Genomic DNA, 22,920 nt, shown 5'->3' with positions numbered 1-22,920 from the left:
AAGCTTAAAGTTTTATTGCATTGATCGAATTGTTCTCAGAACGCTGCCATTGAAGCTCTTGTCAAATTTTGCCTCAGGGTTCCTCTTGCGCTGTGCTGCCTTTCGTATGGCGTCCAACTTGAAGTCGATTCCATCACTGTTGGCAAAATGAGTTTCAATGAGGTTGTAGATCTTTCCAGCAGTTTTCGTACAAGTTTTTTTCCCGAAAGGAACAATACTGATTATATTAAATTCCACAAGGCTTTCGAGCATTCTGAGCAGGTTGTCAAGAGAGCTGTACCATCTGATTTTCGGTGCAAGGGTTGTTCGATTATTCTTGGAATGTTTGTCAACAAGTTGGAAACGACCACTTAGGAAATCCTGGAACTCTGTGTTTTTAACATACTCATGCTCAGTAAGTACCTTCCATAATGCTTGAAGGTTTTCTTCTCCTCGCATCCAAGGAATCAGCTTTGCAGATCTTGGGTCTGCTTTTTTGGTTTGTGGTTTCTTTTCGAGACTCTGCTGGTGAAGAAGTACAGCTTCATTCTGAAGTTCCAAGGCTATCTCAATATCAAGAGTCATGAAAGTTTCCACGGATATCGCTTTTTGTTGCAGTACTTGCTGTAGGTATTGCTCCTTCATATATTGGCTTTCATCGATGCTCCTGATATGGTCCTGAAGTATCGCATACCATTTTATCGCAAGTACTGGCCCCCACTCAGAACCAGAGGCTCCCTTACCCTCCGGGAAGTTAGGATAGGTCGATAACATGGATGCTAGATTGTCTTGACAGTATTGTTCCACGATTTTCATGATGCTCAATGCAAACAAGTCAGCCGGGTGGTTTTGGTACTGGTCCTCTGTGAATCTGAGGATTTGATCCTCCATTTCATTGAGGGCCTTATTCGCTGCATCGATTAAATTGCTTGGTATAGGCTTAAACGTGAATGGCATAAGCAGCTTTCGATATCCCTTGAGCCAACTTTCACTTATCTTGAATGGCGGTGTGTTTGGGTATTGATCCCAGCATCCTTGGTCAAGAGCGGATTTGATACTGTCGGTTATTTGCGTTAGTTCTTCCTTGGATGTGGTTCTGTATAGCTTTTGATGAACCGGAAGTGGGAGAACCATTCCTTTAAAATTTTCTCCGCATGCTCTTACCAGACTGTCCTCAGCCATTGCAGCCAATTGCTGGACTTGGCTGGATGCGAGTCTTGGGAAAAGGCTGCAAAGGCGTTTTGAAATAAATGTTCCTTTGATAAGGGGTGTGTTGAGATCTACGGTATTAATTTCTCCATAGGCCATTTTGACGGCATCAGCATATGTTTTGAAATCAGTAGGGAAAATTGGTTTAACGTTCATTTTAGTGTCCTCCAAGGTTGATACGGCAAAGTATGCTGGACTATGAGGAACTACACATGAATGCAGGTAACGAGATGGGTGATAGACTTTCGAAGGTGGCAAAGATGCCCCGAAAGGGTATGAAAATCATGCAAATTTTAAGATTTTGGTACACTTTTTTGGTACAGTTAGAAATGGAAATAATGTAATTGTAAATTATATAAGTAAATATAATACTATACCCGCGGAATGGCTTTCCGTGGTGAGAAAACTAAACAAAGGGTTCTCCTATACAGTATACAGGGGGCAAGGATACATCATCCGGTAGCAGGAGTACTCAGTGGTATCTTCCTTAGAATAGGGAAAAAGTATGGTAATCACAAAGCCCCAGGGAACATCTGGAGCTGGGGAGATTTGCTGGCTGATGCGCTAGGGGTAGTGGCTGGGGGAGTGCTGTTTTGGCAGCTTTATTATGTTTGGTTCTTTGTGAGTTTGAGGATGGCCTTGGGCTCCATAGTGCTGTACTTGTAATTCGGAAACCTGGCTAGTCGTTAAGTTTTAGTTTTGCACGAGATATCTTGTCTATCAGATAGGACACATTATTCAAATAGTCCTTTGCATCTGTTTCACTGATTTTTGCATTTTCACTGGAAGCCATATTTTTCAGATTGTAAAGCTTATGAAAAACCAAACTAGTAACGCTTTCAAGCTCTGTATTCCTTATAAGCTTACCCATTCCAGAGACTGAATCAAATAGCATAGTTTCAGATCTAAGATTTAATCTTCTTAAGTTTGAGGAAATGCTATCAGCTAACTGATTCCATCCCATGAGGATTGCCGCTTTCGGTGATTCTCTTACTATTTCATCAAGAGAGACTTGTTTTAGCGGCGAGGATTTTTTTTCTGGTTTCTTGGACTCTAGACCAGGATTTAAATCATTAAGTTGGGCTAGTTCTTCAGAGAACTCTACTGCGACATCTTTAAAAGTTAAGGAGGCAATTCTACCCAATAGTTTCCTTAGTGGTTTCCTGAAAATGATAAGAAGAGCGATTAGAAATACTGGCCATATAGCAGAATCAATAATATTGGCAATGAATGTTTTTAAATCCATAATCCAGCTCCTTCATAATGAATTTATGATACTTTGTATTTTAGAATCGTCTTAAATGGAATTTTTATCATCATCCCTTAATGTTATCCGTTGAGTCATTCTGGCGAGCAGAGAATTATCAGCAGAATCCATATCATTTGCACTTCTATGAATAGTTTGGAACTTCTTCACAAAATCTTCAGGTACAGGATGATCTGCAAATGGGTTCAATAATATACTGATTCCATCTTCTATAGACTCATCGTAATCTTTTCCCCATGATGCGCCGATATGTGGGTTCCCGAATACATTTTTGTTAAATCGGACCCATTGAAAAATTGCAGGAAATGGTTTGATTTTATTAGCCATCGCTTGGACCTTGCCAAAAGTAGCTACGTTTGAAAAAATTATTGCACTAATTTCTGAGCAGCTATCATTGTTGAATATGCCAAGATTAATATCGGCTCCATTTTCCTTCTGAATGAAATCGAGATTTTCAAATCTACCTGTAGTTTCATCAATACGCCTAATCCACTTTCCATATAAAAGCAGTGAGATTGCTTGAGAGGTCTGTATATAGAAAAAAGGACGATCGAAGGGAGCGAGTGCAATAATAAAAGGTTTCGATTTGACATGTTCGAGTTCTGCATAACTTTTCTTAAATTTAGTTAGTTTTGAAAAGATGGCATTCGCCAATCTTATTGTCGATTCCTTTACAAATTTTGCATGTTCATCAGGATTTTCTAAGTTAATGAATTCTGGTTCTTTTCCAGAGTTAATCCATTCAGGGTCAGAATCAAGAGCGTTACTTGCTGTTACAGCTTCGACACAGATACCATTGAATTCATTGATATTAAAATCTGGCGCATCATATCTAAAGTCATCCGATAAACCCCAATGTTTGAATAGATTGAACAAATACAACTCCCAAAACACCGAGTTATAGGTTGTTTGGAATTCTTTTGCCAGTTTTCCATCACGATCTTTGAAACCATCAGCCCATTGGGTAAGAACGTCCCTGACTGCTTTATTGCCAGGAATTATTGTTTGTTTGAAATTTGGATGGAAAAGGCTTTCATCTACTTCGATTTTAAATAGGTCAAGTGGCTTATTTTTCTTTTTACTCATGATAATATTCTCCGTTTTGAAGTAAAATTCTTGTTCAGCCTAGTTGTTCAAAATTTCTCTCAGTGTAGTTTCACCATCTTCATATCACAAGAGCATTCGGCCAGAATATTCTGAAGATTTAGATTTCCCCTTGGTTCGGGGGTACCAATCATTTGTTAAACTTCCTCTGAGCTATAGAGCTAGGAGGAATCATGGTTGATGCCCATCTGAGGTCGAAGACGATTGAAACTGCAGAAATTAAGAACCTGATCATCGGGGGACAGACGTGGAAAGATGGTATCCTGTTCTGTCTTGCTGCCGTCACCAATGGGGATAATCTTGCTGATCCGACTTTCTCCTGGTTTCTGCAATACAAGAACAAGAACGGTCAGGGTAAGTCCGTCGGCTTGACCCCTGTCTATGAGAATGGCTTGGTGAAGCTGCCCTGGGTACCGAATAAATTGGCTACTCAGGTACCTGGAAGAATGCAGATTCAGCTGTATACTGTCATAATAACGGGTTTTCTGTGGTCCCATCCTCTAGAGTACATTCTACCCCGTAATTTGGATGTCCAAAAGTTTTTCCCATTATATAAGGGAGAAAACGACTGGAAAATCGCTGTTTTGAGTCGTTCTCTCCCTGTATGTAAGTTACTTCACTTTGCCTGTCCGAAAGCTTTCTCCGTTGCTTCCCTGACAGCTTTGAAATGATTTTCATTCGCATGGGCGGCATAATGCTCAAGCATTGCCATCGTTTTGTGGCCCGTGGCCAGCCCAAGGCTTCTAGCATCTACCAGGTCAGCCATCTTAGCCGCATATCGGTGCCTCCAGCTATGGAAGACGATATTGCGTTCTTCCTTTTCTTTCTTAGAAATGCCAATCTTGATCATGGCCTCCATCAGCCCATCATTTAAAAACTTGTGATCCATAGGCTGGCCTGCCTTGTCGCTGTAGAAGATGAACCCATCATCCCAAGGATTCTTCTCGACAAGGCTAAGTAGTTTTTCTCTGACTTCAGGAAGCAACGGTACCTGGCGTTGTTCTCCATTCTTGGGAGTTTTCAACCCATCAAGCGGACTGTACGAATGACGGATGAACAACCTATCCAAACCAATATCCTCAGCTTTGAGTCCCAACACTTCACCAGATCTGAGCCCGCAGGTGGAGGCAACCAAATTGCCCACATACGATCGTTCTTCCTTCCATTCCTGTTCAAAGAGGGCGGTATTCTCTTCATCGGTGAGAATGCCTCTTTCTTTCGCTTTGCCAACGAAGTTCTTGAGCCCTTCGCTGGGGTTGGTATGAATGTAGCCCTCCTGATAGGCCCAAGCAAAGGCAACCTTACCGGCAAGCATGACTTTATTGATGGTGGCTGCAGCAAGACCTTTCTTTTTTAAAGAGAGTGAAAATTCTCTCAACTCATCCCTGGTGATACTGGAAAGTGTTCTCTTCTTAAAATACTTCTTCCAATAGATATTGACGCGATTTACTGAGTCTTGGCAGTGTGTCTTTCCGATGGACTGGCCATGTGCAAGCTTCTCCCGTACATAGGGACTGGTGTCATAGTTGTAAAAGTCGAGCAGGTAGGTGATGAGGTCCCTATCCTCTGCTTCCTTGATCTTCTTGAGCAGTCCCCGTTGCTTGAGAATGGTCATAATCTTCTCAGCTTCCCGATTGGTGAGATCAATATCTTGAAGAACATTGAACAATCGATTTACGGTAATGGCTTCAGAGACATCTCTTTTTGCCTTTATACGTTTTTGAGGAATTCCTTCGACAAGCCAACGGGACACAGTCATGACAGCCATATCCCGATTAGTTTGACCGGTGCTTATTGCTGAGAGCTGATTTCCTGTTTTGGGATCAACAATTCTTGCGTACCAAACGCTACCATGACGGGAAAGATAGAAGGGTTTCCGGCTCATGTTCCACTCCTGAAACTGACCCCAAAAGGTGTTTTTGGTACACCTTTTGGTACAGTTGCGATGTGACATGCTGCCGGTTTTTCCGGTGAGCTACGCTATCTTCTTACAACGTAAGAAGTAATTCTTTGGGCCCAGAAGGACTTGAACCTTCGACCCACGGATTATGAGTCCGATGCTCTAACCAACTGAGCTATAGGCCCGATTGATGGTAATCTAAAGGATTTTTGGAAGAATGTAAAGAATGTTTGTGAAGAGGTATGGTACTTGTACTCAGAGTCTCTTTGCTGTGGTAGTATTGAGACCAATAAAAGAGGAGGACAGGCATGCGTAAGAAGATTGTTTGGATGATCATCCTTGCTTGCTTCTTGCCATTCTCGCTCTTTGCCTCTTGGTCTTTCGCCTACGACAGCTGGGAAGGCCACCCCCGCATCAGTGCCGGCCTTATTCCAACCGGAATCAGGGCAGGAATTGTGAATGACGATCTTTCATTATTTGCCGACTGGAAGACCAATCTCTATCTCCTGGGAAAAGTCGGCTACCATGAACGACTTGTTTGGCAGAATCCCTTATCTGGAGCAATGCTATCAACTAACCCCTTGGTTTATGACCAGCTGCTCTTCGATTGGACCATAGGACTTCGCCAATACTTTGGTTCTCCACAAAAGCACAGCCTCTTTGTCGGGTACCGAGGTTCCTATGAAAAAGCCCTCGATTCAATGATCGTTGGAACTGTGCTGGATAGCGGCACCGTCCAAACCCTATCTTCCTGGTTTTCAGGTGGTGATAGTGTATATGGTCCGCTATCAGGAATTGGCACCAATATCGGCTTGGCCTACCAATACAACAACCTTGTCGACACGCTTACCGCCACGGACGGCTTTTCTGCTTCAGCTCTCCTCTGGTTCGGCCCCATGCTTATGAATGCAAACGCCTCCTATGTTCGCATTGAAGGTAAAGCCCAAGCTGCCAAGACTCTCTTCAATATTCGTGAGCAAGAAAAGAACCTCTATTCAATTGTTATTTCCAATCGAGTTTCATCGAGTATTGTTTTTGGTTCCAGTATTCCCTTAGCAGTACAGCAGAATGCCACTCTGGGCAGTAAAGTACGGGGTTTTGGAACCTTCCAGTTTCCCACCGATTACTCCCTAGCCAACCAGATCGATCTTCGCTTCAACGGTCCGGAACCCTTTCTCTCCGGCTTCTTTCCCCGCCTGGCACTCTTCCTCGACTTCGGCTACGGCTGGGGGGAGTTGTATAACACGTCTCTTGCTCAGTCGGACTTCATAGCAAGCACAGGAGTAGCGGTAACCTTCACTGTACGTTCATACATGGATATCGGTTATGAAATGGCCTACCTCCTAGCAGGGGAGAATTACGAATATCCAGGGTCAAAAATGGTCGGCAAAATCCTGGCAAGGCTGCAGTTCTAACTCTTTTTCCCAACATTTTCTTCTCATTTGTATTCAGCATGGTACAATACATGAGACTAAGTGTCTGGAGGAAGTGACATGGGAAAGCACATCGTTGTCATCGGAGCTGGAATAGCAGGGCTCTCTGCAGCCTCCTATCTTGCAAGAAATGGCTACCAAGTAACCGTCCTTGAGAAGCACAGCATGAGCGGAGGCCTCTGCACTTCGTGGAAACGGGGAGGCTACACCGTAGACTACTGTATCCATTGGCTGATGGGCTCGCGCAAAGGAACCGAGTTCTACTCTATGTGGCAGGAACTGGGTGCCTTCACCAATGCTGATGGATCAACAGTTGAAATTATTAACTTCGACCAGTTCACCACCATAGGCCTTTCCACCGGTGATTCTCTCTGCCTATCCAGCAATCTTGAACAACTGAGGGATGAGTTGCTCCAGCTGGCCCCTGAAGACGAGAAAGAAATCAAGAAATTCTACCGTAGCCTCAAGCGCCTCGGCGGTACGCTCTCGGCCAATCCTCTGGTGCGCACCTATGCCGGCCTGATACAGTTTGCCACCATGATGAGCCATCTCAAGCCCATGGAAGAGTATGCCAAGCGATTCAAGAATCCCAAAATGCGTGAGATCTTTCTCTGTTCAGTTCCTCCAGCCTGGAGCTTGGTAGCCCTTACCCTGGGACTCTCCCAGCAGCCACTTAAGAGTGCCGGGTATCCAATCGGGGGCTCTCTGAACCTTTCTAAAAACATAGAGCGAAAAGCTGCACAACTTGGGGTGACATTCCGGTTCAACAGTCCTGTAGAAAAGGTATTGGTTTCAGAGGGAAAAGCCGTAGGAGTACAGCTTTTTGGAGGCGAGACGATAGCCAGCGACTATGTGGTCAGCGCAGCCGATGGCTATACCACCTTATATTCGATGCTTGGTGGCCAATACATTAGTTCTGCTTACCAAGAAGCGTATGAGCAGTACCTGCTGTTTCCCTCCACGGTCATGGTTGCCTTGGGAATTAGGAAAGAGTTGCATCAGTTCGTACATTCCTCAACTCCCTACTTTGAGCAGCCCATCGTCCTTGCTGACGGTACAATCCACAATAGTTTCAACCTGAATGTCTACGCCTTCGATCCTACCCTTGCTCCGGCAGGCTGCACGTTGGTGACCGTATTGTTTAATACCTGGGAGTGGGAGCGTTGGGAAACGCTAGCTAACGAGAGACCACAGGAGTATGAAGCCGAGAAGAAGCGTATAGCAGAAGAGGTGATCAAGCGATTGGAAGCTGTGTTGGGACCCTTGAATGGGCTGATCGACATGGTCGATGTCAGTACCCCGCACTCGGTCATACGCTACACCGGAAACTACAAGGGTAGCTTTGAGGGCTTTGCCCCCACCAAGGCATCGCTTTCAAAACGTCTCCCCAAGACATTGGAAGGCCTTTCTCAGTTTGCCATGATCGGGCAGTGGACAACACCCGGAGGCGGCCTTCCCACCGCTGCAAAGGATGGTCGTGACATTGCACGGTGTATTTGCAAGCAGGATGGAAAGCATTTTAGCGGTAAGGATTGACCTCGCTCTTCTTCAGCACATTCTTCTCGGCAAAGCCAAGGGCTGAGAGAGCCTTCATCGTTCTATCGAGCTGGTAAGCCGGAACCCAGCGTACCGTAAGCCGCACTGCCTGAGAGTCGGGAAGTTGCTCGGCATAGGGCTTGAGCCCTGCGTTGAGCAGCCTGTCGTACTGGGCATAGGCGGTGAGCAGGGAGGAGTAGGCTCCCACCTGGATCTGATACCAGCCGGTGTCACCTGCACGGTTGTACTTTGACTCAGGAACCTCCGGTTCGAAAATCAGGGTTAGGTCGACCGATGAGATACCACTATTGAGCATGTCGATCTGCTTGGCAGCAGCCGGGGTAAGGTCGATGATTCTTCCATCAACATAGGGGCCCCGGTCGTTGATGCGCACATCCACACTCTTTCCGTTGGCAAGGTTCGTCACTCTGACAATGGTGCCGAACTTCAGGCTCTTGTGGGCGGCTGACAGTACATTGGGGTCGAAGATTTCACCATTGGCAGTCAAGCTCTCGCTCTTGTCAGTGGTGTACCAGGAAGCTATTCCCTTTTCTATGACGCTGCCGGGTTGCAGCGGTTCATCGGCTGCAAAGAGCCAAAGCGATGAGAGAAGAAGTACTGCAAGCAATGCCATCAATCGTTTCATACCAAAGAGTATAAACTCCCGCTATTGGTTTTGGCAACCAGCAGTTGAACTGATGGATATGATTCACTATAATCGACGTTTATGAGTGAACAGAACGTATCTACACATTGGGCGGATATATACGCCGACAAGATCATTCGTGAGAAAGGGGAGAAAGAGGTATATACCTGTGCCTCCGGAATTACCCCTTCTGGCACCGTACATATTGGAAACTTCCGGGAGATTATCTCGGTCGACCTGGTGGTGAGAGCCCTCAAAGCCAAAGGCAAACAGGTCCGCTTCATCTACAGCTGGGACGACTACGATGTATTTCGCAAAGTTCCTAAAAATATGCCTCAGCCCGAGCTTTTGGCAACCTATTTGCGCAAACCCATCACCTTGGTTCCCGATACCACCGGCAAGGCTGAGAACTATGCACGTGCCAATGAATTGGATGTCGAGCAAATTCTTCCGACCGTCGGTGTAAAGCCCGAGTTTCTCTACCAAGCTGATCGCTACCGGTCAAGCATGTACGCCCAGGGCATGAGAACCGCCTTGGAGAAGAAAGACGAGATCAGGGCGATTCTTGACGAGTTCCGCACCGAACCGTTGGAAGCTGACTGGTGGCCGATTTCCGTATTCTCCTCCTTTACCGACAAGGACACAACCACTGTTCTCGACTGGGATGGCGAGTGGAATATTACCTATCGTGACGATGAGACCGGACAAACCGAGACCATCGACTTGCGTACTACTCCCTATGCCAAGCTGCCTTGGCGCATCGACTGGCCCATGCGTTGGGCTCATGAGGGCGTTGACTTCGAGCCGGCCGGAAAGGATCATCACAGCGAGGGCGGCAGCTTCGATACTTCCAAGAAGGTGGTAACCGTCTTCGGGGCTCAGCCTCCGGTATCGTTCCAGTACGACTTCATCAGTATCAAGGGCAGGGGAGGCAAAATCTCCTCGTCCAGCGGTGAGGTCATCGATATTTATGATGTCCTGGAAGTCTATACGCCTGAGATTACCCGCTTCATGTTCGCCGGTACGCGGCCGAACACGGAGTTTGCCATCTCCTTCGACCTTGACGTACTGAAAATCTACGAGGACTACGATACCTGCGAACGCATCTACTTCGGACTGCAGGAAGTCAATGAGAAGCGTAAGGAGAAGGAGAAGAGAATCTATGAACTGAGCCAAGTTGGTGAGATTCCCTCTGAAGCTTGCTTCCAGATTCCTTTCCGCCATCTGTGCAACCTCCTTCAGCTGCATGAAGGTGATATCGAACGGGCCATCGGCACACTCGGCGAGATGACCATTAGCCAAAAGGATCGACTCAGAACCCGGTGCAAGTGTGCTTGGAACTGGATTACCACTTTTGCCCCTGAGGACTTCAAATACCGACTCTGGCATGAGGGCGATGCACTTGTAGAACTGGATGAACTGCAGACCAAGGCAATTCACGACTTGGTGAAAGTCGTTGAGCAGATGGATGTATTGGAAGACAAAGAGTACACCACGCGCCTCTACGATGCTGCAAAGCTCAATGGTCTGGATACCGGTGACTTCTTCAAGCTTGTCTACAGCATTATGATCGGCAAGGACAAGGGACCGAAACTTGGACCTTTCCTGCAGACCTGTGGAAAAGAGAAAGTTCTGGCAATTCTTACCAAGTATTAATCGTACTTGTGTGGCATACTTACAGGGAGCTTCGGCTCCCTTTTATTATTTGGAGGTTTCTATGCATGTTTTGATGATCAACACCAGTCCCCACCAAAAGGGCTGTACCAACCGGGCTCTTGAGGAAATTGCTTCTGTTCTTCAAAAGAAAGGAGTCAGTAGTGAAATCTTGTGGATCGGCAAAGAGAGCCTGCATGGCTGCATCGACTGCGGCTATTGCTTCAAGCATGGTGTTTGTGTTTTCAACGACGATACAGTAAATGAGGCGGGTCAGAAAGCACTGGCCTGTGATGCCCTTATTTTAGGAGCCCCGGTGCACTACGCAAGTATTGCAGGTGCGGGCAGTGCTTTCCTGGACCGGTTGTTCCGCGTTGTTTCCAAGCGTATGTACCTCAAACCCGGGGCCAGCGTGGTCTCCTGCAGAAGAGGTGGTGCCAGCGCTTCCTTCGACCAACTGAACAAGTACTTTACGATCAGCGGCATGCCGGTAGTCTCTTCAACGTATTGGGACAGTGTCCACGGAAATTCAGTAGAAGAAGTTGAACAGGACCTGGAGGGACTGCAGGTGATGCGAAACCTAGGCTCCAACCTTGCCTGGCTGCTCGCCTCGATCGAGGCAGGCAGACAAGCAGGTGTAGTAGCTCCTGAGGCTGAACGTCAGTTTGTTACGAATTACATCCGTTAGCGCAGGATCTTGTCCAGGACGACGGAGTTGTTTCTCCACTTGTCCTGGGCTTTTACCCTGAGGTCGAGCCTGAGTTTCTTGCCGGAGAAAATCTGACGGATCTCGGGCTCGGCACCCTTGCGGATTTTGGTGATGTTGGCTCCACCCTTGCCGACCACAATACCCTTTTGGGTATCGCGCTCAACAATGATGGCAGCACGAATCCAGATGGTATTGGTAGCTTCGGTATGCTCTATGTCCTCAATGGTGACATAAATGGCATGAGGAATCTCCTCGGTGACCAGATTGATGGCCTTCTCGCGGATGATTTCACTGATACGGAACTCCAGGTTCTGGTCGGTGTACGCATCGGGGGGGTAGAGCAGCTCCCCTTCAGGGGCAATCTTGAACAGTTCGATAAGAATCTCATCGACCCCTTCATCCAACTTGGCCGAGGCTTTGAGCACGGGCCTGTCGGGAAGGTGTTCGGCAAGGAAGGCTTTTACAGCCTCTTCTTCACTGTCGCGGATAATGTCGGCCTTGTTGATGACGCAAATTACCGGAGTCTTAATTTTGGCAATATGGGAGACCAAGGCAAGTTCTTCTTCTCCGGCACTGCGCTTGGAGTCGATGATGTAGAGCACTGCATCGCTTTCCTCAAGGCTTTTGAGAGCCGTATCCTGCAGGCGCTTGTTCAGCGTCTTCTCACTGAGGTGGAAACCCGGGGTGTCAGTGAAGATCAACTGACCACGGGCGTCGGTATAGATTCCCCTGATGGCGTTGCGGGTCGTCTGGGGCGTAGAGGCGGTGATTGAGACTTTCATCTCACAAATAGTATTGAGCAGGGTGCTTTTGCCTGCAGATGGTCGGCCGATAATGGCAACCGTGGCACATTTCATAGGGTGTTGCTCCTTACGCTAAGTATCGGGAATTTTCTCTTCCTTGTATATATGTCCAGTTCGCCTGAGTTTTGGAAAGCATCCACTTGATGCAGTTGGCCTTTTCTCTGTCACGTTTATACTTTGAAGCAAACCGAGTACATCGGAAGCTTACACGTATGAAAATTCCTCTTGTTAGGTATACCGAATCCGTAAGCTTGGATGGAATACGTATACATGATGGAATTAAGAAAAATCAAATATAAATGAAGGAAAAGGTACAAAAAATATCATTTGAGGTATTCAACTTGACAAATATGGAAAGTAATGCCATCTTTTTGGAGAGACAAAAGAGGATAGGAGGATGGCTTATGAAATCGGCTACAGTAAGGATTGTCGGTATATCCATCCACAACTTCAAGAATGTAATCGACGGATCGCTATCTCTCGAAAACACAAGAAAGAATTACCGGGCCAGCATTGTGGGCCTCTATGGCCAAAACGGTTCAGGCAAGACAGCCTTGATAGATTCCTTGGAACTTCTCAAGCATGTGCTATGCGGAAGTACAATCCCGGGGAAATTTGCAGAATTCATCAATGTTGATTCGGATGTCGCTACGCTTGTTTTTGAGTTTGCTGTGAATACCCTTGAGGATACTTCTACACTTTCATACCAGTTCAGCATTAAGTCGGTCTTGGATACTCCCGAACGAAATATAGCTTCCCTCCAAACTGTTGATACTAAGAAGCGGGTCTGTATATGCAATGAAATCCTGAAGTGTCCGATTCTGAGTGACAAGCAAATCAGGACAGGCAAGCTCGTTGATACAGATACAACAGAAGTCTTCCTTCCAAGACCGAAGAGGCAGCTTCTGATTGGTAATGACAAGGAATCTATCACAAACCTTCTTGTCGCAAAGAAGCTTGCAAGCGCACAATCCCGTTCCTTTGTGTTTTCTAGGGAGTTCTTGGACGCTGTAAGAAGCACTCTGAAGGAATCTATGCATTCCGATAAGGAACTTTCATTCTATACAAGTCTCATCGAGAACCTGGTGAACTTTGGAAACCACGAGCTTTTTGTCATCAATACCACTAATTCCGGCCTGATAAGTCTCAATGAACAGCCTTTGAGCTTCAAGTTCGCTGAAGGGAACATGGGAGCCCTCGGTTCGATGATGATTCCACTCAATGAACCAGCTTTGATACCACTGAAGGCAAAGGATATCGTCATAAAGGTCATCCAAAACATGAATACGGTCCTGCAACAAATCGTTCCCGGGCTTACGATTAGTGTCAAGGACTTAGGTACTCAGGTTCTTGAGAACGGCAAGGAGGGAAGCCGAATCCAGCTCATGTCTCGCAAGAACAGCAGGGAGATTCCACTCAATTATGAATCAGAGGGTATCAAGAAGCTGATCTCCATCCTCCAACTTCTCATCGTCGTTTACAATCAACCGTCCATTACGGTGGCCGTTGACGAACTTGATTCCGGAGTCTTCGAGTATCTGCTTGGAGAGATGCTCAGGATTATTTCTGAGAAGGGGAAGGGTCAATTGATCTTTACTTCACACAACCTACGCCCACTTGAGACGCTGGATCGCGGGTTCATTGCATTCACGACAACAAATCCACATAACCGTTACGTACGGATGACAAAAGTGAAGGATAACAACAACCTACGAGACTTCTATTATCGAGACATCATGCTTGGGGAACAGGATGAAGAACTCTATGAACAAACGAACAATGCTGAAATAGCGCTTTCGTTCAGGAAGGCTGGAGAATACTTTGGCTCGTAAAAAGATAGTGTTCGTGATTGTAGAGGGACCTTCAGACGATGAAGCGCTCGGTGTTCTGCTGGAACAGATGTATGACAAGAACTCTGTGCATATCCAAATCACCCATGGTGATGTTACTACAAAGAAAGGGGTTGGCTCTTCGACAATTCTTGCAAAGCTTGGAGGTATTGTTAAAACGTATATGAGTTCGAATCACCTTGCCAAGACGCATTTTCAGGAAATTGTCCACATCGTGGATACGGATGGAGCATACATTCCCGATGATGCGGTGGTTCAGGATGAAACAGCAAAGAGACCCATCTATTCGCTGGAGGAGATCCGAACCGCCGATGTTACTGGCATTATTAATCGTAATATGACAAAGCGTGGTTGTGTCGACAGGATTTCCTCGACGCCGATGCTTTGCGCTATTCCGTATCAGGCGTATTTCATGTCCTGCAACTTGGATCATGTTTTGTACGACAAGCTAAATTCCACAGATGATGAAAAGGAAAGGGACTCGTTAAGCTTTGTAAAAAAAGTATGGTTCCAATATTCCTGACTTCGTGAAGTTCATATCCGAATCATCTTTCTCTGTCGGGGGAGGATATCTGGAATCTTGGGCTTTCATAAAAAAGGACAAACATTCTCTTGAACGCCACACCAACTTGGGAATATGCATAGCTAAAGCTTCTGAAAGGTATACTAAACCGTTTAGACCGATAGGTAACGGATATTGAATCATCTCTGTATTACTAGGGAAGCGAACATCTTGGTATGAACGGTAGGGATTTGGGTAAGAATCCCAAACCCATCTCCCTTTTCAAGGACGCTCTTATCCCGTATACTTGACTGGACCTTTATGGAATTCAACTGAAAAGAAGGGGCGTTACATGCCACAAGAAGAAGAAAAGAAGCCTGCAGTGCAGGATCCGCAGATACAAGAAAAACTCCTGAAGACCCGAAGCATACTTTTGAGCGGGGAAATCAACAAGGAAACTGCAGAAGTCATGATTAAGCAGCTGTTGGTCCTCGAGGGCGAAAGCAACGAACCCATCAAGATTTTTATCAACAGCCCAGGCGGCGACGTCGATGCCGGATATGCAATTTTTGACATGGCCCGTTTCATCACCGCCCCTGTTACCATGATCGGCATGGGACTCGTGGCCAGTGCAGCAGCCCTCGTTCTGCTTGCCGTCCCTGTAGAGCGACGCATCGCACTTCCCAACTCCACCTACCTGATCCACCAGCCGATGAGCGGGATGCGCGGGGTGGCAACCGATATTGAAATTCATGCACTGCACCTGGAAAAACTCCGTCTCAAGCTCGATGCCCTCATTGCCGCAGAAACCGGTAAGAGTGCCGAGGACGTCAGACTGGATACCGAGCGGGATCACTGGCTCACTGCAGAAGAAGCCAAGGCCTACGGTCTGGTTAGCAACATTGTCTCCCACAGGAGTAAGCTGTAACGAGCCATGCCCAAGACAAAATACCTCAGCGAGGCAGAAAAACGAGTTGGTAGGAAGCATATGTACCGCCAGGAGCTGTACAACGGTGTTGCTTACAGCTTGCTTGGCGATACTATTGTGTATCTCTTGGCTATCTACTTCGGCGCCGGCAATATTGCCTTGGGCTACATCTCGTCGGCCAGCTACATAGCCGGTATCGTCCTTCCCTTTGTTCCGCAAATGTTTCACGGCCGTAACCAAATCAAAGTACAATCGCTGGTTTGGGTATTGCGCGGTGTGGTGTGCTTGGGGTATGTAGGCTTGTTCGTCATCTCGGGTGACTTGGCCGTACTCCTACTTTTGTTCGTGTACACGTTGTTCAACATCTTCCGTATGATCGGCATCGCCCTTAACGACTCGACGCTGAAGAACATCAGCAGTGTCTCCAACCGAGGCAAGGTGGTGGCCAATGTGAACGCTGCCTATCAGAGTTCCTCAATTGTGGTCCGCTGCCTTACCGCACTTATATTGGGCGTTCAGCGCTTTGGCGGCTTGGCGGGCCTCGTCGGACTGCAAATTTTTGGAGTAATCGTCAATTTTGCCGCCAGCCGCGAGATGTCCCTCATCCCATCACGAAGCACCATCGTCTTCAAGAAGGGGAGAACCGTCATGGTTCTCTTCAAAGAAGCTATGGCCCAGCAAATGTTCCGTCGCCGCTTGATCCTGCGTTGGCTTTCTACCGCTGTAGCCGTTATTTTCGGTCTTACCACACCGTTCTTGCGCATTGAACTGGGACTCTCCAATTCAGTGGTCGTTTTGTATTCGGTGGTTCTCGGTGTTTCAGTCATTGCTGCCAGTTTTGTCAGCAAACAGTTCTCCGACCGCCTTGGTTCCCGGCCCTTGGTATTCTTCTCGACCCTGTTCGCCCTTTTCTTTTTTATGGCCTGGGTCCTGATTACCAAATCAGTCAATCCAATATGGTTTTTCGTGCTGGGTTTCTTCACCAATTTCTTTGTCGCCCTGATCAGCTTGTTGACCTTCCGCCTGGTCGCCCAGGTCATGCCCGATGATGAGACGGTTCCCTTCAATTCCATGGTCAATTTTGTCATAGCCATCATTGCGTTCTTTGTCGGAATCTTCAGTGGATTTTTGGCCGATAAAGGCGATATTGCCCGCAGTCTGTTTGTGCTCGATGGAAGAGTAGCCGGCAACGGCTATACGCTGGTCTTTCTGTTTGCAATCGCCCTGACCATGATTGAAGTTCTCGTGGCAACCAGATTGCAGGAAGTAGGAGCCTATTCATCCCAGGAAGCTGCACAGGTCATATTCTCGATGCACGGCATCCGTGCTGTTTCCATGATCGAAAAGCTTGAGAGAACCAACGATCCGGCAAAACGCCGCTTTTTGATGCTCAGTTTGGGAGAAAACTTCAACAACCTTGCCACCAGCGAACTGAAGCAGATTTTGGCCAGCCCATTCTCTCCAGATAAGCTGGAGGCGGTACGTACGCTTGCAGACAGGCCGAGAAAATCACTTTTGGACGATGTGATCAAAGTGGCCCGTGACGACGATTCCTATGTCCAGCTCGATGCCATAGCCGCTCTGGGATCGTATCGCAAGGAAGAGAAGGCCAAGGATGCCCTCCTTCAGCTGATGCTGCACGGTAGATGGTCATCAGTACGTTCCATGGCCAGCAAGAGCTTGGCGCGGATTACCGAAAGTACCGAATATTTGAGCTTGGTCAATGAGCTCAGCCACTCGGCTAAACACATCGATGAAGTCATCGATTACTTAATTGCCAAGCGCTTCATGGACAAGAGTGGCTCCTTTTATCAGGAGTTCTTCCTCTCGATCGACCAAGGGCGCAGCGCCACTTTCCGTCAGACCCGTTATGCGGTCATCGCAAGTTTCTTGAAATTCGGCTCCCCCCGGCTAGCCGGGCTCTATGAGCAGATGAACTTGGGAACTCCGAAGGATTTCCTTTCTCCTTTCCTTACCGAAGCACGAGACCTGAACCAGATTGACCTCTATTTCAACGAAGTACTGTCTTATTTTAAAAATCAGGATTGGGTGGCGCTCAGGGACTTCTGTCTGGGCATCCTTGAAGTCAGTGATGTCGGTTTCGACCCCTGCTTCGACAACCTGAAGAAAGGCCTTCTCCGGGCTAGGGAAATGGACATTGCTACATTCGATGTCCAGGATGCCCTGGCAATGCTGTATTTCAGTTATTCATTGGGAAAGAACGCCAAGAGCTGAAGCAAACAGGGTGATTGCATACCTTATTGGGCATGGTGATTGTACTTCTTGTTTTTCTGATACTCTTCTCCGGTTGTTCCTGCGATATCCAAGACGACCCGAAACATTTCCGTGTGCTTTCGTACAACGTGCAGAACCTCTTCGATGCACAGTTGGATGGAGGTGAATACCCGGAGTATCAAGATGCAAAAAATTGGACAGATCGTTCCTACCGCATGCGCCTTACCACACTCAGCACTATGCTCCTCAGTGATAGAATCGGTTTTCCCGATGCGATAATACTTGAGGAAGTTGAAGGACTTTCTGTGGTACAAGACTTGCTGTCCCTCCATCTGGGACGCAAAGGGTATCGTTGGTATGCTGTGGCAAAAGGCTCTGATGCTGCCATTTCTGTTGCCATCATCAGCCGCCACCCCATTACTTCTTCCCTGGTTCACGGCTCTGATGGTATCAGGCCGGTGCTTCAGGCAACCATTGCCACCCAAGCGGGAGATATCTGCCTGTTCGCCCTCCATGCCAAAAGTCAGATCGGGGATGGGTCGGAGCTTCGCCTTGCCCTTGCCAAGGCAGTAGGGTCGGCGGCACAGAAACATGCAAGCTCAGCCGTATTGTTGTGCGGGGACTTCAACGAGGATCCCACCAGCATATGGTCTACAGAAAGTGGGCAGCCGGCCCTGGTTGATATGAGTCACCCCGATGCAGGAGTGTATCAAAACGCCGGTTCACTGGGATTGGTCGGAAGCTCACAACAGCTCTCTCCCGCTCTCTACTACTGCCCCTATTTGGACCAGGCATGGACTAGCAGTGTTTCGGGATCCTGTAATTGGGACGGGCAGTGGCATCGGTACGACCAGATTTTGTGCAACAACAAATTGTTTGATGGTATGGGATGGGAGTATGAGAGCTTTACAATACAGAACCTGCCGTCATTGTGTAGCAGTGACGGCAGGCCCTATGCGTGGAATTTGAATACATTGCAAGGTGTCAGCGACCATTTCCCGGTCCTGATGACCCTGAAACGGCGCTGATTACTTCGCCTTGGGGAACTTGAGCTCGTAGAAAATCTGCTCCAGCTCCAAGGCAATGTTGATGTTGTGCACGACAGGTATGCGTCCGTCCTCGATTGCCTGAGGCTTGAGAGTGATGGGACTGAAGTTCAGGATTCCCAAGACTCCTGCCTTGAGCAGTCGTTCATAGCTGTCCGATGCTGCCTGTTCAGGAACGGTGATGATGCCTGCAGTGACTTCCAGAGCTTCGACCACCTCATCGATACGACTGATAGGATAGATGGGCACCGGATGCGAGGCATCGCTGTACACCAGCGGATCGCTGTCAAACCCTGCAACAATACGGATGCCGTCGGGCTCAAAGCCATTGTAGTGCATCAACGCTTTTCCGATTCTCCCGCAGCCGATGATAATGCAGTTCTGGCTGTCTCCCTTGCCAAGGATTTCACCCAAGGAAATCAGTAGGTCGTGGATTTCATAGCCGCCGCGTTTCTGTCCATGGATTCCCAATTGGGAGAAATCTTTACGTACAATTGCAGCTGAAACACCGGCTGCATCGGCTAGGTTATGTGCAAACACTTTCTCAAGTCCGATGGTCTTCAGACGATTAAGCGAGCGGTAGTATCTGGTGATTCGTATGAGTTGGTCGTTGTTCATATCATTTACTCCTGTTTATGTGAAAAATTGTACATTAACTCTCGTACTTGGTCAATATATTGTTCCAAAAAATAGAGTCTTGTAGATAAAACCCTGTTTTATGTCAAAAATGTTATGTACAAGAGAGAGGAAAAAGTGCTAGGATACTCCCAACGTTTATTTGGGTACTGGAGGTTACATGTCGGACAATAACGAATTCACGTTCTCACCCGCTCTGGTGTCTTTCATCAAGGAATGGAAAACCAAGCCGGGCAATCTCATCATGGTGCTCCATAAGGTACAGCAGGAACAGGGCTACATCTCCCGCGAGGCAGCGGATCTGGTGGCAGCTCAGCTCGATGTACCCTTGGCTACCATTTGGGGTGTCGTATCTTTCTACCACTTTTTCAAGTTGACAAAGCCGGGTAAGCACAACATCCAGGTATGTCTGGGAACAGCTTGTTATCTCAAGGGTGCACAGCCGCTCATTGACGAGATTGACAAGCAGCTTCATCTGCCTGTCGGAGCAGTTACCGAGGACGGCAACTTTTCCCTTGATGCGGTACGGTGTGTCGGTTGCTGCGGGCTTGCTCCCGTAATGACTGTCGGTGGAGAGGTTTTCGGCAAGGTCACTAAAGACCAGATTTCCGGAATCATCGCGAAGTTCAGGTAAGAAGAGAGGCGCTCTTCGTAATGCATATCTGCATCGACGACTATCTGCTTGATATCGTACAAAACTCCTTCGAGGCAGACAGTTCACAGGTTGAACTGCTGATCGACCAAACCGAGGACAGATTGGACTGCACGGTTCGGGATAATGGGAAGGGGATGGATGCAGAGGTTCAGAAAAGGGTGCTCGACCCGTTCTACACGGATGGGAAGAAGCACAGTACGCGTAAGGTAGGATTGGGGTTGCCGTTTCTCATCCAGGCTTGTGAAGCCTGTGAAGGAACTTTCGCCCTCCATTCCGAAGTCGGGGTCGGTACCACCGTTGAATTCAGTTTCAATCTGGCCCACCTTGATGCCCCACCACTTGGGGATCTGTGTGCAACGTTCGTAATTCTGTTGGCTCACCCACTGGCAAAGGGGTTTGTCATCAAGCGGACGATCAGTACACAAAAAGGCTCGGGGAGCTACCAGCTGGATAAGTTGGAGCTTGAGGAAGTACTCGGAAGCCTGACCACCAGTGGGACCTTGAACCTGTTGAAGGAGTATGTGACTTCACAGGAAGAGGATGTTCGGCAATATTACGCAAGTCTGAATCTACACAAGCAAAAAGCGCCGCTTTCCAAACAACAGGAGATGTGAACATGGCAAAAATGACACTAGAGGAGCTGAGAAAGCTCAGGGACCAGAAGCAAAGCGAGCTGCAGAAGCGTGATATCGAGGGAAAGGATTCCCGCATTGTAGTGGGAATGGGTACTTGCGGTATTGCCGCCGGCGCCAAAGTCGCACTCGATACCTTCTTGCAGGTTCTGGACGAAATGAAAATTGAAAACGTATCGGTCACCCAGACCGGATGCATGGGCCTTTGCTATGTAGAGCCGACCATCGAGGTCATCGTTCCCGGCATGCCCGACGTAATCTATGGAAAAGTGGATGCTGCAACCGCTCGTAAGATCGTTGAACAGCACATCATTGGTAAGCAATTGGTGACCGACCACATGTTCGATCGGCCGGCAGCTGACATCATCAAGAAGAACGGGGGTAAATAATGGCGTTCAGAAACTACATCTTGGTCTGCGGAGGTACTGCTTGTGAGTCAAGCCGCTCGGACCAGATTTACCAGAACCTGATAGAGGAGTGCAAGGCACAGGGAATCGCTGATGAAGTGCAGGTCGTCAAGACCGGCTGTTTCGGTTTCTGTGAGCAGGGCCCGATCGTCAAAATCCTTCCTGAGGACTCTTTCTATGTAAAAGTTACTCCCGAGGATGCCAAGGAGTTGATCAGCGAGCACGTTATCAAGGGCCGCGAAGTCACCCGTCTGCTGTACGACAAGGAATCCAGCCGCAAGCATGCCAAGGTTGAGGACATCAAGTTCTACCAGAAGCAATTTCGTATCGTACTGCGCAACTGCGGTTTTATCGATCCCGAAAACATTGATGAATACATTGCCCGTGAAGGCTACCAAGGTCTTGAAAAGGCTCTCTTTGAGATGACCGGTGAGGAAATTATCGAGGAGCTGAAGACTGCAGGCTTGCGCGGCCGCGGCGGTGCCGGCTTCCCCACCTGGATGAAATGGAATTTCTCCCGTCAAGTACAAAACGACACCAAGTATGTCGTTTGCAACGCCGACGAAGGGGACCCGGGTGCCTACATGGACCGCTCGACATGTGAAGGCGACCCGCATTCCGTGCTCGAAGCCATGACCATCTGCGGTAAGACCATCGGTGCAAACCAAGGCTTCATCTACATTCGTGCCGAGTATCCCTTGGCTATCCACCGCCTTGAAATTGCCATGAAGCAGGCACGTGAATACGGCCTCTTGGGCAAGAACATTCTGGGCAGCGGTTTTGATTTCGATATTGAAATTCGTCTTGGAGCCGGTGCGTTCGTCTGCGGTGAGGAAACTGCCCTGTTGCAGTCCATCGAAGGCAAGCGTGGCATGCCCCAGCCCCGTCCCCCATTCCCAGCGGTAAAAGGCTTGTGGGGTAAGCCGACGGTTATCAACAACGTTGAAACCTGGGCAAACGTCCCCGTTATTCTCACCAAGGGCGGCAACTGGTTCAATAAGATTGGTACTGCTGACAGCAAGGGAACCAAGGTTTTCGCCCTTACCGGCAAGATCCGCAACTCCGGCCTGGTAGAAGTTCCGATGGGAACCACCCTGCGTGAGATCATTTACGACATCGGCGGCGGCATTGCCCATGACAAAAAGTTCAAGGCTGTGCAGACCGGCGGTCCGTCAGGCGGCGTCATCACTGCAGAGAACCTCGACACCCCGATCGATTTCGGCTCGCTTATCCGTATCGGCTCGATGATGGGAAGCGGTGGTATGATCGTCATGGACGAGGACGACTGCATCGTCGACGTTGCGAAGTTCTACCTGAACTTCTCCGTTGATGAATCCTGCGGAAAATGTGCCCCGTGCAGAATCGGTGGAAAGTCCTTGTGCAACATCCTGGAGAAGATTACTGCAGGAAATGGCACGCTCAAGGATTTGGATACCCTTGCCAATATCGGCGAGGCAATGAAGAAGGGCAGTCTGTGTGCTCTGGGACAGACCACTCCAAACCCGGTCCTCTCTTCGATCAAACACTTCAAGGAAGAGTATCTCGCCCACATCGTGGACAAGACTTGCCCAAGCGGTAAGTGTAAGAAACTCATTTCCTACACGATCAATGCCGAGAAGTGTATCGGTTGTACGGCTTGTGCACGAAAGTGTCCCGTCGCTGCAATCTCAGGCGAACGAAAACAGGTTCATGTCATCGATCAGTCCATCTGCATCAAGTGTGGAGTCTGCATGGAGACCTGTAAGTTCGGCGCTGTCGAAATCCACTAGGATCAGGAGAGGAGTAAACAA

General features: G+C 48.0%; 21 protein-coding genes and 1 tRNA gene. 14 read left to right on the top strand and 8 right to left on the bottom strand.

Annotated features, from left to right (window positions below; translation table 11 throughout):
• Nucleotides 1-12 precede the first annotated feature (12 nt).
• From SPIBUDDY_RS11850 to SPIBUDDY_RS11835, 3 genes are all read right to left on the bottom strand, one after another.
• On the bottom strand, nucleotides 13-1,344 hold the full coding sequence (locus SPIBUDDY_RS11850; RefSeq protein WP_013608001.1) for a hypothetical protein: 1,332 nt from the start codon (nucleotides 1,342-1,344) through the stop codon (nucleotides 13-15).
• A gap of 523 nt (nucleotides 1,345-1,867) precedes the next feature.
• Complete coding sequence (locus SPIBUDDY_RS11840; RefSeq protein ID WP_013607999.1) at nucleotides 1,868-2,434, bottom strand: KRAB domain-containing protein; 567 nt, start codon at nucleotides 2,432-2,434, stop codon at nucleotides 1,868-1,870.
• Nucleotides 2,435-2,485: 51 nt separating this feature from the next.
• Nucleotides 2,486-3,541: a hypothetical protein gene (locus SPIBUDDY_RS11835; RefSeq protein ID WP_013607998.1), complete on the bottom strand. Its 1,056-nt coding sequence runs from the start codon at nucleotides 3,539-3,541 to the stop codon at nucleotides 2,486-2,488.
• A gap of 191 nt (nucleotides 3,542-3,732) precedes the next feature.
• Here SPIBUDDY_RS11835 and SPIBUDDY_RS16200 point away from each other — a divergent pair, with 191 nt between their 5' ends.
• Nucleotides 3,733-4,230 (top strand): hypothetical protein, encoded by a 498-nt coding sequence (locus SPIBUDDY_RS16200; protein ID WP_013607997.1) that lies wholly within the window; start codon nucleotides 3,733-3,735, stop codon nucleotides 4,228-4,230.
• Here SPIBUDDY_RS16200 and SPIBUDDY_RS11825 read toward each other — a convergent pair.
• Entirely contained in the window at nucleotides 4,176-5,444 is a 1,269-nt protein-coding gene (locus tag SPIBUDDY_RS11825) for a tyrosine-type recombinase/integrase (RefSeq protein WP_013607996.1), read from the bottom strand. The two genes, SPIBUDDY_RS16200 and SPIBUDDY_RS11825, sit on opposite strands and share 55 nt — an antisense overlap.
• Before the next feature lie 126 nt (nucleotides 5,445-5,570).
• A tRNA-Ile gene (locus SPIBUDDY_RS11820) sits at nucleotides 5,571-5,644 on the bottom strand.
• Between the two features lie 123 nt (nucleotides 5,645-5,767).
• On the opposite strand from SPIBUDDY_RS11820, the gene SPIBUDDY_RS11815 reads away from it, so the two are divergent.
• A complete protein-coding gene (locus SPIBUDDY_RS11815; RefSeq protein WP_013607995.1) occupies nucleotides 5,768-6,874 on the top strand; it encodes a BamA/TamA family outer membrane protein in 1,107 nt (368 codons plus the stop codon).
• Between the two features lie 78 nt (nucleotides 6,875-6,952).
• On the top strand, nucleotides 6,953-8,428 hold the full coding sequence (locus SPIBUDDY_RS11810; RefSeq protein ID WP_013607994.1) for a phytoene desaturase family protein: 1,476 nt from the start codon (nucleotides 6,953-6,955) through the stop codon (nucleotides 8,426-8,428).
• Here SPIBUDDY_RS11810 and SPIBUDDY_RS11805 read toward each other — a convergent pair.
• Nucleotides 8,412-9,074 carry a septal ring lytic transglycosylase RlpA family protein gene (locus SPIBUDDY_RS11805; RefSeq protein ID WP_013607993.1) on the bottom strand — a complete coding sequence of 221 codons (663 nt, stop codon included), beginning with the start codon at nucleotides 9,072-9,074 and terminating at the stop codon, nucleotides 8,412-8,414. The two genes, SPIBUDDY_RS11810 and SPIBUDDY_RS11805, sit on opposite strands and share 17 nt — an antisense overlap.
• Nucleotides 9,075-9,155: 81 nt before the next feature.
• Between SPIBUDDY_RS11805 and lysS the strand changes: the two genes are divergently transcribed.
• Both lysS and SPIBUDDY_RS11795 read left to right on the top strand, forming a co-directional pair.
• Nucleotides 9,156-10,730 carry a lysine--tRNA ligase gene (lysS, locus tag SPIBUDDY_RS11800; RefSeq protein WP_013607992.1) on the top strand — a complete coding sequence of 525 codons (1,575 nt, stop codon included), beginning with the start codon at nucleotides 9,156-9,158 and terminating at the stop codon, nucleotides 10,728-10,730.
• Nucleotides 10,731-10,791: 61 nt separating this feature from the next.
• Nucleotides 10,792-11,415, top strand: a complete 624-nt coding sequence (locus SPIBUDDY_RS11795; protein WP_013607991.1) for a flavodoxin family protein — start codon at nucleotides 10,792-10,794, stop codon at nucleotides 11,413-11,415.
• On the opposite strand, the gene era is transcribed toward SPIBUDDY_RS11795, so the two are convergent.
• Nucleotides 11,412-12,293, bottom strand: coding sequence for a GTPase Era (era, locus tag SPIBUDDY_RS11790; protein ID WP_013607990.1), 882 nt, complete (start codon nucleotides 12,291-12,293; stop codon nucleotides 11,412-11,414). The two genes, SPIBUDDY_RS11795 and era, sit on opposite strands and share 4 nt — an antisense overlap.
• Before the next feature lie 350 nt (nucleotides 12,294-12,643).
• On the opposite strand from era, the gene SPIBUDDY_RS11785 reads away from it, so the two are divergent.
• The 5 genes from SPIBUDDY_RS11785 (at nucleotide 12,644) to SPIBUDDY_RS11765 (ending at nucleotide 18,782) form a co-directional block, all read left to right on the top strand.
• Nucleotides 12,644-14,071, top strand: a complete 1,428-nt coding sequence (locus SPIBUDDY_RS11785; protein ID WP_013607989.1) for an AAA family ATPase — start codon at nucleotides 12,644-12,646, stop codon at nucleotides 14,069-14,071.
• A complete protein-coding gene (locus SPIBUDDY_RS11780) occupies nucleotides 14,061-14,612 on the top strand; it encodes a hypothetical protein (RefSeq protein WP_215904711.1) in 552 nt (183 codons plus the stop codon). Before SPIBUDDY_RS11785 ends, SPIBUDDY_RS11780 begins: the two co-directional genes overlap by 11 nt.
• Nucleotides 14,613-14,898: 286 nt before the next feature.
• Nucleotides 14,899-15,519 carry an ATP-dependent Clp protease proteolytic subunit gene (locus SPIBUDDY_RS11775; RefSeq protein WP_281047949.1) on the top strand — a complete coding sequence of 207 codons (621 nt, stop codon included), beginning with the start codon at nucleotides 14,899-14,901 and terminating at the stop codon, nucleotides 15,517-15,519.
• Between the two features lie 6 nt (nucleotides 15,520-15,525).
• Nucleotides 15,526-17,754: an MFS transporter gene (locus SPIBUDDY_RS11770; RefSeq protein ID WP_041380753.1), complete on the top strand. Its 2,229-nt coding sequence runs from the start codon at nucleotides 15,526-15,528 to the stop codon at nucleotides 17,752-17,754.
• Nucleotides 17,755-17,786: 32 nt separating this feature from the next.
• On the top strand, nucleotides 17,787-18,782 hold the full coding sequence (locus SPIBUDDY_RS11765; RefSeq protein ID WP_013607986.1) for an endonuclease/exonuclease/phosphatase family protein: 996 nt from the start codon (nucleotides 17,787-17,789) through the stop codon (nucleotides 18,780-18,782).
• Here the strand turns inward: SPIBUDDY_RS11765 and SPIBUDDY_RS11760 are convergent, their stop codons facing one another.
• On the bottom strand, nucleotides 18,783-19,418 hold the full coding sequence (locus SPIBUDDY_RS11760) for a redox-sensing transcriptional repressor Rex (RefSeq protein WP_013607985.1): 636 nt from the start codon (nucleotides 19,416-19,418) through the stop codon (nucleotides 18,783-18,785).
• Nucleotides 19,419-19,596: 178 nt separating this feature from the next.
• Here SPIBUDDY_RS11760 and SPIBUDDY_RS11755 point away from each other — a divergent pair, with 178 nt between their 5' ends.
• Genes SPIBUDDY_RS11755 through SPIBUDDY_RS11740 form a run of 4 tightly spaced genes read left to right on the top strand, consistent with a single transcriptional unit; the run spans nucleotide 19,597 to nucleotide 22,899 of the window.
• Nucleotides 19,597-20,070, top strand: a complete 474-nt coding sequence (locus SPIBUDDY_RS11755) for an NADH-quinone oxidoreductase subunit NuoE family protein (protein WP_013607984.1) — start codon at nucleotides 19,597-19,599, stop codon at nucleotides 20,068-20,070.
• Nucleotides 20,071-20,090: 20 nt separating this feature from the next.
• Nucleotides 20,091-20,705 (top strand): ATP-binding protein, encoded by a 615-nt coding sequence (locus SPIBUDDY_RS11750; protein WP_013607983.1) that lies wholly within the window; start codon nucleotides 20,091-20,093, stop codon nucleotides 20,703-20,705.
• 2 nt (nucleotides 20,706-20,707) lie between these two features.
• Nucleotides 20,708-21,112 carry a (2Fe-2S) ferredoxin domain-containing protein gene (locus tag SPIBUDDY_RS11745; RefSeq protein WP_013607982.1) on the top strand — a complete coding sequence of 135 codons (405 nt, stop codon included), beginning with the start codon at nucleotides 20,708-20,710 and terminating at the stop codon, nucleotides 21,110-21,112.
• A complete protein-coding gene (locus SPIBUDDY_RS11740; RefSeq protein WP_013607981.1) occupies nucleotides 21,112-22,899 on the top strand; it encodes an NADH-quinone oxidoreductase subunit NuoF in 1,788 nt (595 codons plus the stop codon). The genes SPIBUDDY_RS11745 and SPIBUDDY_RS11740 overlap by 1 nt, the downstream gene beginning before the upstream one ends.
• The last annotated feature ends 21 nt before the right edge of the window (nucleotides 22,900-22,920 follow it).

The sequence above is a fragment of the Sphaerochaeta globosa str. Buddy genome, from assembly GCF_000190435.1.
GTDB lineage: Bacteria > Spirochaetota > Spirochaetia > Sphaerochaetales > Sphaerochaetaceae > Sphaerochaeta > Sphaerochaeta globosa.
Note: the sequence above shows the minus strand (reverse complement) of the source record. Positions and strands in the feature narration are given on the sequence as shown.